At 70.9% G+C, this 9,898-nt stretch carries 7 protein-coding genes; 6 read left to right on the top strand and 1 reads right to left on the bottom strand.

The features are described from left to right. Positions 1–777 precede the first annotated feature (777 nt). The 6 genes from MFF58_RS30490 to MFF58_RS30465 all read left to right on the top strand — a co-directional run bounded on the left by MFF58_RS30490 (position 778) and on the right by MFF58_RS30465 (position 7,719). Positions 778–2,364, top strand: coding sequence for an ABC transporter substrate-binding protein (locus tag MFF58_RS30490; RefSeq protein WP_238293898.1), 1,587 nt, complete (start codon positions 778–780; stop codon positions 2,362–2,364). 263 nt (positions 2,365–2,627) lie between these two features. Beyond that, complete coding sequence (locus MFF58_RS30485) at positions 2,628–3,569, top strand: ABC transporter permease (RefSeq protein WP_238293896.1); 942 nt, start codon at positions 2,628–2,630, stop codon at positions 3,567–3,569. Then, a complete protein-coding gene (locus tag MFF58_RS30480) occupies positions 3,566–4,537 on the top strand; it encodes an ABC transporter permease (RefSeq protein ID WP_373323416.1) in 972 nt (323 codons plus the stop codon). Before MFF58_RS30485 ends, MFF58_RS30480 begins: the two co-directional genes overlap by 4 nt. Further along, positions 4,537–5,547 (top strand): ABC transporter ATP-binding protein, encoded by a 1,011-nt coding sequence (locus tag MFF58_RS30475; protein WP_238293895.1) that lies wholly within the window; start codon positions 4,537–4,539, stop codon positions 5,545–5,547. The genes MFF58_RS30480 and MFF58_RS30475 overlap by 1 nt, the downstream gene beginning before the upstream one ends. Further along, positions 5,544–6,560, top strand: a complete 1,017-nt coding sequence (locus MFF58_RS30470) for an ABC transporter ATP-binding protein (RefSeq protein WP_238293893.1) — start codon at positions 5,544–5,546, stop codon at positions 6,558–6,560. The genes MFF58_RS30475 and MFF58_RS30470 overlap by 4 nt, the downstream gene beginning before the upstream one ends. A 19-nt stretch (positions 6,561–6,579) precedes the next feature. Beyond that, entirely contained in the window at positions 6,580–7,719 is a 1,140-nt protein-coding gene (locus tag MFF58_RS30465; protein WP_238293891.1) for an amidohydrolase/deacetylase family metallohydrolase, read from the top strand. 25 nt (positions 7,720–7,744) lie between these two features. Here MFF58_RS30465 and MFF58_RS30460 read toward each other — a convergent pair whose 3' ends face one another. After that, positions 7,745–9,427, bottom strand: coding sequence for a HAMP domain-containing methyl-accepting chemotaxis protein (locus MFF58_RS30460; protein ID WP_238293889.1), 1,683 nt, complete (start codon positions 9,425–9,427; stop codon positions 7,745–7,747). Positions 9,428–9,898: the final 471 nt, after the last annotated feature.

Here is a 9,898-nt window from a genome sequence, read left to right as displayed (position 1 = left end):
CGATGACGCTGCCGGACGCCTACCAGGATCACGACAGCCCCGAGAAGATGTACGCCGAGGCCGGCCTCGACGCCGACAGCATCGTCAAAACCGCCCTCACCGCACTGCCGGCGGCCTCCGGAAAGGCCGAGCCGGCCAGCAACGTGGTGAGCGTCCGCCGCCGCCCGCGCTGAGGCGACCCGCCGGGAACCGAATCCCGAACGCCGGCGCCGACGCGCGCTCGGGCCCGGGCTCCCGCCGCCCCGCGGGGTCGACGGGCCCGCGTTCGCGGCCGCGCGCCGCGGCTGCGCCGGCGACCGCTCCGCCTCCGTCACCCTGGCATCCGCCGGGCGGCTCCGGGATTGACGGCGTGGATCCTCACCCACGCGCCGCCCGCGCGGGAAGTGAAGACAGGTCGCCCGTGAGGGCCGCGGGCCCGCACGGGCTCGGGGCCTCGACGCGACCTCGCGGATTCCGCGTCGAGGCCCCGAGCCCGCGTCACCCGCCGCGCCCTGAGCCGGCCGGTCGTGCGATGCGACGCCCCCAATCCTGAATACATAACGCAGTGACGGCCGAGCTGGCGCGGAGCTTGCGAGACTCGCGGCGTGAGTCCGCGCCGCGCCAACGCCATCCCCCTCCTTGCCGAAGGCGCCCCGAAGCCGCCGGCCGTGCCGGCGCTCGCCCGGGGGCCGTTGTCACGCCGGGCCATTGCGCCCGTGCATCGGAACCGTTCTAACTCGCCCCCAAGGTGTGGGCCGGCGATCGATGCTTGAGATCCACACCGCCAGGGAGAAGACGATGGACCGCAGGACCTTCCTCAAGGGTTCGGCCGCGATCGGGCTGGCCGCACCGCAGGTCGCGAGGCCGGCACTCGCCCAGGGCGCCAAGGTGCTGCGCTTCGTGCCCCAGGCGAACCTCGCCAATTTCGACCCGATCTGGGGGACGCAGTACGTCGTGCGCAACGCCGGCACCCTCGTGTGGGACATGCTGTACGGCGTCGACGACCAGTTGAAGCCGCAGCGCCAGATGGTCGAATCCGAGGAGGTCTCGGGCGACAAGCTGACCTGGACCTTCCGGCTGCGCCCCGGTCTCAAGTGGCATGACGGCGAGCCGGTGCTGGCCAGGGACGTGGTGGCGAGCCTCAACCGCTGGATGGCCCGGGACCCGATCGGCATCATGATCCGCGGCGTCCAGGACGAACTGGCCGCCACCGACGACCGGACCTTCCGCTGGCGCCTCAAGAAGCCGTTCCCGAAGCTGCTCTACGCCCTCGGCAAGACCAACGCCCCGATGGCGCTGATGATGCCGGAGCGGATCGCCAAGACCGACCCGTTCACGCAGATCACCGAGTATGTCGGCTCGGGCCCGATGAAGTTCGTCCGCAACGAGTGGGTGCCCGGCGCCCGGGCGGTGTTCGAGAAGTTCGCCGACTACAAGCCCCGCGACGAGCCGAATTCCTGGCTGGCGGGCGGCAAGCACATCCTGGTCGACCGGGTCGAGTGGGTGATCATGCCGGACGCCGCCACCGCGTCCGCGGCCCTGCAGAACGGCGAGGTCGACTGGTGGGAGAACCCGATCTCCGACTTGGTGCCGCTCCTGCGCAAGAACAGCAACCTGAACGTCGATATCGCCGATCCGCTGGGCAATGTCGGCTCGTTCCGGATGAACCACCTCTATCCGCCCTTCGACAATCCGAAGATCCGCCAGGCGGTCATGACCGCGATGAACCAGGAGGATTACATGCGGGCGATCGTCGGCGACGACGACGCCCTGTGGAAGAAGCTGCCGGGCTTCTTCACGCCGGGCACGGCGCTCTACAGCGAGGCGGGCGGCGAGAACGTCGGCAAGGGCGACATCAAGCTCGGCCAGAAACTGCTCAAGGAAGCCGGCTACAAGGGTGAGCCGGTGGTCTGCATCGTGGCGCAGGACCAGGGGATCACCAAGGCGCAGGGCGACATCACCGCCGACTTGCTGAAGCAGATGGGCTTCAACGTCGACTTCGTCGCCACCGACTGGGGCACCACCGGCACCCGCCGCACGTCGAAGGCGCCGCCGGCCCAAGGGGGCTGGAACATGTTCCACACGTGGCACGCGGGCGCCGACACCATCAATCCGGCGGGCTACCCGGCGGTGCGGGCCAGCGGCGACAAGGCGTGGTTCGGCTGGCCGAACATCCCGCCGGTTGAGACCGCCATCGCCGAGTGGTTCGACGCCGCCGACCCGGCCGCCGAGAAGGCCGCCATCGACAAGGTCAACGCCGCCGCCTGCGAGGGCGTGGTCTACGTGCCGACCGGGTTCTTCCTGGGCTACCAAGCGTGGCGCAAGAACGTCTCGGGCATCGTGAAGGGGCCGATCCCGTTCACCTGGGGCGTGTCGAAGGCGTGATGGGGCAGGGGGCTGTCATGGCAGAAACAGCCGCTCACCGTCCCGCCCGCCTCCGCGGGGGAGGGGGGGGCCTGGATCAGCCGGGGTCGGCCGAGGGGAGCGGCGTCTCCGGAGGAGGCGCCGCCGTCACGGCGGGCACAGCCCCGTTCCGTGTCGTCGCGCCGCCCCGCTCCGGACCGCCTCCGGGGGCCACCCTCCCCCGCAGCGGGGGGAGCCGCAGCGGCACCCGCCCCTGCATCCCGCCCGCACGATAGCGAGGACCCATGCTCGGCTATATCGGCAGGCGAATCCTGGCCACCATCCCGGTCATGGCGGTGGTCGGGCTGTTCGTCTTCAGCCTCCTCTATTTCGCCCCCGGCGACCCGGCCGCGATCATCGCGGGCGACCAGGCGACGCCCGACGACGTCGCCCGCATCCGCGCCACGCTGGGCCTCGACCGGCCCTTCCTGGTGCGGTTCTGGGAATGGTCGTGGCAGATCCTCCACGGGGATCTCGGCACCTCGATCTTCACCAACCTGCCGGTCACCACCATGATCGGCCAGCGGGTGCAGCCCACCGTCTCGCTGATGCTCGTCACCCTGGTCTTCGCCATCGTGGTGGCGGTGCCGCTCGGCGTCGTCGCCGCCTGGAAGGCCGGCAGCCTGATCGACCGCCTCGTCATGGGGCTCGCCGTGATGGGCTTCTCGGTGCCGGTCTTCGTGGTCGGCTACGTGCTGGCCTACGTCTTCGCCCTCGAACTCGGCTGGCTGCCCGTGCAGGGCTACACGCCGATCGAGCAGGGCCTGTGGCCCTGGTTCGCCAACCTGATCCTGCCGGCGGTGACGCTCGGCCTCGTCTACATCGCGCTGATCGCCCGCGTGACCCGGGCGACGATGCTCGACGTGCTGAGCCAGGATTACGTGCGCACCGCCCGGGCGAAGGGGCTGGCGCAGGGGCCGGTCCTGTTCGTCCACGCCCTCAAGAACGCCGCGGTGCCGATCGTCACCGTCATCGGCATCGGCATCGCCCTGCTGATCGGCGGCGCGGTGGTGACCGAGACGGTCTTCGCGATTCCCGGCCTCGGGCGCCTCACCGTCGATGCGATCCTGCGGCGCGACTACCCGGTCATCCAGGGCGTCGTGCTGCTGTTCAGCTTCGTCTACGTGCTGGTGAACCTCGCCATCGACCTGTTCTACACCGTGCTCGACCCGAGGATCCGCTATTGACCGCGACCGTCGCGCCCTTCTCCGACAGCGCCCGGCAGGCGGGCGCCCCGCCCGAAGGCGCCGCCCCCAAGGCACCGCCGCCGGGCCTCGCCGTCGCGGCGCCGCTGCCGGATGTCATCCCAGCCCGCAAGCGCCGGGGGCCGATCTGGACCTATGTGCGCCGCAACCCGACCATCGTGGTCGGCGGCGTGCTGCTCCTCGTCGTGTTCCTGATGGCGGTGCTGGCGCCGTGGCTCGGCACCGTCGATCCGACCGCCCTGGCGCCCGCCAAGCGCACCCGGGTGCCCTCCGCGCAATACTGGTTCGGCACCGACATGCTCGGCCGCGACGTCTACTCGCGGGTGGTCTACGGTGCCCGGGTCTCCCTGCTGGTCGGTTTCTCGGTGGCGTTTCTCGCCTCGATCGCGGGGCTGGCGGTCGGCCTCGTCTCCGGCATGGTGCGCTGGCTCGACGGGATCGTCATGCGGGTCGTCGACGGCATGATGTCGATCCCGCCGATCTTGCTGGCGGTGGCGCTGATGGCGCTCACCCGCGGCTCGGTCCAGAACGTCATCGTGGCGATCACCATCGCGGAGATCCCGCGGGTGGCCCGCCTCGTGCGCGGCGTGGTGCTGTCGCTGCGCGAGCAGCCCTACGTCGAGGCGGCGGTGACCACCGGCACGCGGATGCCGGCGATCATCTGGCGGCACATCCTGCCCAACACCCTGGCGCCCATGACCGTGCAGGCGACCTACATCTGCGCCTCCGCGATGATCACCGAGGCGATCCTGTCGTTCATCGGCGCGGGCGTGCCGCCGTCGACGCCCTCCTGGGGCAACATCATGGCCGAGGGAAGGGCGCTCTGGCAGGTGAAGTTCTACATCATCCTGTTCCCGGCGATCTTCCTCTCGATGACGGTGCTCGCCGTGAACCTCGTCGGCGACGGCCTGCGCGACGCCCTCGACCCCCGCATGGCGAAAGACGTGTGATGAGCACAGGCGTGAGCGGCGCACCCCTCCTGTCGATCGAGAACCTGCAGGTCCATTTCCGCACCCCCGACGGGGTGAACCGGGCGGTGGACGGGGTCTCCTTCGCGATCCAGTCGGGCGAGACCCTGGCGATCGTGGGCGAATCCGGCTGCGGCAAGTCGGTGACCTCGATGTCGATCCTGCGGCTCCTGCCCGAGCCGCCGGCCCGCATCGCCGGCGCCATCAAGTTCGAGGGCCGGAACCTCCTCGACCTGCCGAACAGCGCTATGCGCAAGATCCGCGGCAACGACATCAGCGTGATCTTTCAGGAGCCGATGACGAGCCTGAACCCGGTGCTGACGGTGGGCCGCCAGATCGGCGAGACCCTGCGCCTGCACCAGGGCCTCGGCCGGCGCGAGGCCGAGGCGCGGGCCGTGGAGATGCTGACGCTGGTGGGCATCCCCGAGCCCCGGCGGCGGGTGCGGGAATATCCGCACCAGCTCTCCGGCGGCATGCGCCAGCGGGTGATGATCGCCATCGCGCTCGCCTGCTCGCCGAAACTCCTGATCGCCGACGAGCCGACCACCGCCCTCGACGTGACCATCCAGGCCCAGATCCTCGACCTGATGCGCGACCTGAAGGCCCGGGTCGGCGCCGCGATCATGCTGATCACCCACGATCTCGGCGTGGTGGCCGAGGTCGCCGACCGGGTGGTGGTGATGTATGCCGGCCGCAAGGTTGAGGAGGCGCCGGTCCGCGACCTGTTCCGGGCGCCGCGCCACCCCTACACCCGCGGCCTGATGGGGGCGGTGCCGAAGCTCGGCGCCGTCGAGCACGGCGCCGACGCGCGCCTCGCCGAGATCCCCGGCATGGTCCCGAGCCTGAAGGGCCGGATCGAGGGCTGCGTCTTCGCCGGGCGCTGCCCGGACGTCACCGACCTGTGCCGCGCCTACGCCCCGGCCCTGGAGCCGAAGGCGCCCGGCCACCTCGCCGCCTGCCACTACGCGCCGAAGGACGCCCTCGCGGCATGAGCGCCACGCCCGCACCCGCCGGCCGCACCCTGCTGGAGGTCAACGACCTCAAGAAGCATTTCTCCCTCGGCGGCGGCCTGTTCGGCCGGTCGACCCGCGTGCTCAAGGCGGTGGACGGCCTGTCCTTCACGGTGGCCCGCGGCGAGACCCTGTCGCTCGTCGGGGAATCCGGCTGCGGCAAGTCCACCGTCGCCAAGGCGCTGATGCGCCTCTACGCGCCCACCGCCGGCCAAGTGGTGCTCGACGGGAAACGCATCGACGACCTCTCGGCCGGGGCGCTCCGGCCCCTGCGGCGCCACATCCAGATGGTGTTCCAGGACCCATTCTCGTCACTCAACCCGCGGATGCGGGTGCGGGCGATCCTGGCCGAGCCGATCCGCAATTTCGGGCTGGCCCACAACGCCGCCGACCTGGAGAGCCGCCTCGCCAGCCTGATGGAGCGGGTCGGCCTGCCCCGCGAGGCGCTCGGGCGCTTCCCGCACGAGTTCTCGGGGGGGCAGCGCCAGCGCATCGGCATCGCCCGGGCGCTCGCCGCCGAGCCGGACCTGATCATCTGCGACGAGGCGGTCTCGGCGCTCGACGTCTCCGTGAAGGCGCAGATCGTCAACCTGCTGCGCGACCTGCAGCGCGAGCTCGACCTCGCCATGCTGTTCATCTCGCACGACCTCGCCATCGTCGAGCACATGACCCATCGCGTCGCGGTGATGTATCTCGGCAAGATCGTCGAGATCGGCCCGCGGCGGGACATGTTCCTGGCGCCCAAGCACCCCTACACGCAGGCGCTGCTCTCGGCGGTGCCGATCCCCGAGCCCGGGGCCGGGCGCACCCGCATCGTGCTCAAGGGCGACGTGCCGAGCCCGATCGACCCCCCCGCCGGCTGCCGCTTCCACACCCGCTGCCCGCACGCCTTCGACCGCTGCCGGGTCGAGGTGCCGGGCCTCGATCCCGTGGGCACCGGCCACTTCGCCGCCTGCCACCTCAACGACGCGGCCGCGCCGGCCCGCGCGGCCTGACAGCCACCCGGAGCCTCCAGTGCAGCACGACCTCATCCTGAAGGGCGCGCGGGTCGTCGACCCGTCGCAGAACCACGACGGGATCTGCGACGTCGCCTTCGCGGACGGCCGCGTCTCGGGCTTCGGCCGCGACCTGCCGGCCGGCCCCGGCACGCAGGTGCGCGACATGGCCGGCGCCATCGTCACGCCGGGCCTGATCGACCTGCACACCCACGTCTACTGGGGCGGCACGTCGCTCGGCATCGACGCCGACGATTTCTGCCGGACCTCCGGGGTGACCACCTCGGTCGATACCGGCAGCGCCGGGCCCGGCAATTTCGCGGGCTTCCGCAGCCACGTGATCGAGCGCTCGCAGGCGCGGATCCTCGCCTACCTGCACGTCTCGTTCGCCGGCATCTTCGGCTTCTCGAAGACCATCATGGTCGGCGAGAGCGAGGATCCGCGGCTGATGGCGCCCCGGGAGGCCGTCGAGGTCGCCGAGGCCAACCGGGACGTGATCGTCGGCATCAAGGTCCGGGTCGGGCGCCACGCCTCCGGCGACCAGGGCACCGCGCCCCTCGACATCGCCCTGCAGGTCGCCGAGGAGACAGGCCTGCCGCTGATGGCCCATATCGACGAGCCGCCGCCGAGCTACGAGCAGGTCCTCGCCATGCTGCGGCCCGGCGATGTGCTGACCCACGCGTTCCGGCCGTTCCCGAATTCTCCGGTGACCGCGCAGGGCGCCGTGAAGCCGGCGCTCCGCGAGGCGCGGGCGCGGGGCGTGCTGTTCGACATCGGCCACGGCAAGGGCTCGTTCGCCTTCAGGACCGCGCGGGCCATGCTGGCGGGCGGCTTCCTGCCCGACACGATCTCGTCGGACGTCCACCAGCTCTGCATCGAAGGGCCGGCCTTCGATCAGGTCACCACGATGTCGAAGATGCTCTGCCTCGGCATGAGCCTCACCGACGTCGTCGCGGCCTCGACGGTGAACGCCGCCGTGGCGCTCAAGCGCATGGAGTACGGCACCCTGAAGGTCGGGGCGCTCGGCGACGCCACCGTGCTGGCCGTGCGCGACGGCGCGTTCGACTACGTCGACACGCGCGGCGAGACCCTGACCGGCGCCCAGCGCATCACCGCGGAGGGCGTGGTGCTGAAGGGCCGGTGGTGGCACCCGGCCTGAGCCGGGGGTCCCCCGGCCCCCGACCTCAGGCAGCCCGGACGGTCGCCAGGAAGCGCCCGACCTCTGCGGCGAGGTGCTCGGATTGGCGCGACAGCTCGGAGGCCGCGCCCAGCACCTGACTGGCGGCCGCCCCGGTCTCCTCGGCCGCGCTCGCCACGCCCGCGATGGTGCTGGTCACCGCGCCGGTGCCCTGCGCCGCCTGGGTCACGTTGCGCACGATCTCCTGCGTCGCCGCGCCCTGCTCCTCCACGGCGGCCGCGATGGTGGTCGACACCCCGCTGATCTCCTGGATCCGCGCCGTGATCGCGCCGATCGCCGTCACCGCCTGACCGGTCGAGCCCTGGACCCGCGCGATCTGGCCGGAGATCTCCTCGGTGGCCGTGGCGGTCTGCTCGGCCAGCGCCTTCACCTCGGCGGCGACCACGGCGAAGCCCCGCCCCGCCGGGCCGGCGCGCGCCGCCTCGATCGTGGCGTTCAGCGCCAGCAGGTTGGTCTGACCGGCGATCGAGGAGATCAGCCCGACCACGTCGCCGATGCGAGCCACCGCCGCGCTCAGCTCCTGCACCAGTGCGCCGGTCCGGTCGACCTCGCCGACGGCCCGCCGGGCGAGGTCCGCCGAGCCGTCCACCTGCCGGCCGATCTCCTGCACGGAGGAGCCGAGCTCCTCGGCGGCGGCCGCGACCGTGTTGACGTTCGAGGCCGCCTCCTCGGCCGCCGCCGCCACGGTGACGGATTGGCTCGAGGTCTGGCCCGCCATGGCCGACAGGGAGCCGGCCGTGGCCTGCAGCTCGGTGGCGGAGGAGGAGACGAGGCCGATGATGCCGCCGACGGCCCGCTCGAAGCCGTCGGCCATCTGGCGCATGCCGCTCCGGCGCTGCTCCTCCGCGGCGAGCCGCGCCTCGGCGGTCTCCGCCTCCAGCTGCCGGGTGCGGATCAGGTTGTCCTTGAACACCTGCACGGCGGACGCCATCGCGCCGATCTCGTCCCGGCGGTTCCGGTACGGCACCTCGGCGGCCTCGCCGCGGGCCAGGGCCGACATGGCCTGCGTGATCACCGTGATCGGGCGGGAAACCCGCAGCAGGCCGAACAGGGACGCCGCCAGCGCCGCCGCGACCGCCACCGCGACGTAGGCGGCGACCATGGCGGCGTCGGCCTGCGTCAGGGCCGTGGTGGTCTCCTGGTGGGCGCTGCGGTTGTTCAGCTCCGCGTCCGCCGCCAGGGCGTCGCGCATGCGGTTGTACAGGTCGAGCTGCTCGCGGCTGCCGATCAGCGCCAGCGCCTCGGCCGGGCGACCCTGCTCGAGGAGCTGGGACATCGTCCGGTTGGACGCCTCGTACCGCGCCCACAATCCGCCGAACGTCTCCCACAGCGCCCGCTCCTCGGGCGAGGAGATCATGGGCTCGTAGATCGTCCGGTCGGCGGCGAGCTTGGCCATGGCGGTCGCCTGGAGCGTCTGGTTGTCGGCCCGCTGCTCCGGCGTCGCGTTGAAGGTCAGCATGCGGAACTGTTTGACGCGGATGTCGGCCACGTCATTCTGGATCGTGCCGAGGATCAGAACCGAGGGCAGCCAGTTCTTCGTCACCTCGTTCACAGAGTAGCGGATGCCCGACAGCTTGGTCAGGGACAGGGTTCCCTGACCCGCGGCGATGAGGGCGAGGCAGCCGAAGGCTCCGATCAGGGCCGCCTTGATGGACAACTGAAACCGCATGGAGGGACCCCAGAGATTGCTATCGATCCGAACCGATCGGATTGCGCGCGTCACCACAGGGTGAAGTCATGAAAGATATGTCTTAAGAAATAACTGCGGTCGATAAGTCCATGAATGCACGTCGGGGCGCATCAAAGACTTTAAGATATAGATATTTATAATATTGCGGGTGGATCGACGGATTTTATAACGCGAAAACACCCGAAATCCGAATATGCAAGACCAACCAAGCGTTTTGGGCCGCCATGACAGGTGCGGCTCCGGGACGGCCCTCCGGGGTATCACCGCCTTTACAGCCTCCGACCGCGCCCGATACACGTTTCCGTGAGACCCGGACCCTCTCCGGGCCGTCAGCGACACGCGGCCCAAGCCGCGGCGCGTGGGAGGATGGATGGACACGGGTCAGCCTCTTCTGGAGGTCGATGGCGTCACGCTCCGCTACAAGACGCCGGACCACCTCGTCACGGCCAC

It is taken from the genome of Methylobacterium longum (assembly GCF_022179385.1).
Classification (GTDB): Bacteria; Pseudomonadota; Alphaproteobacteria; order Rhizobiales; family Beijerinckiaceae; genus Methylobacterium; species Methylobacterium longum.
The sequence above is the reverse complement of the archived record's forward strand: the minus strand, read 5'-3'. Positions and strand labels throughout refer to the sequence as shown.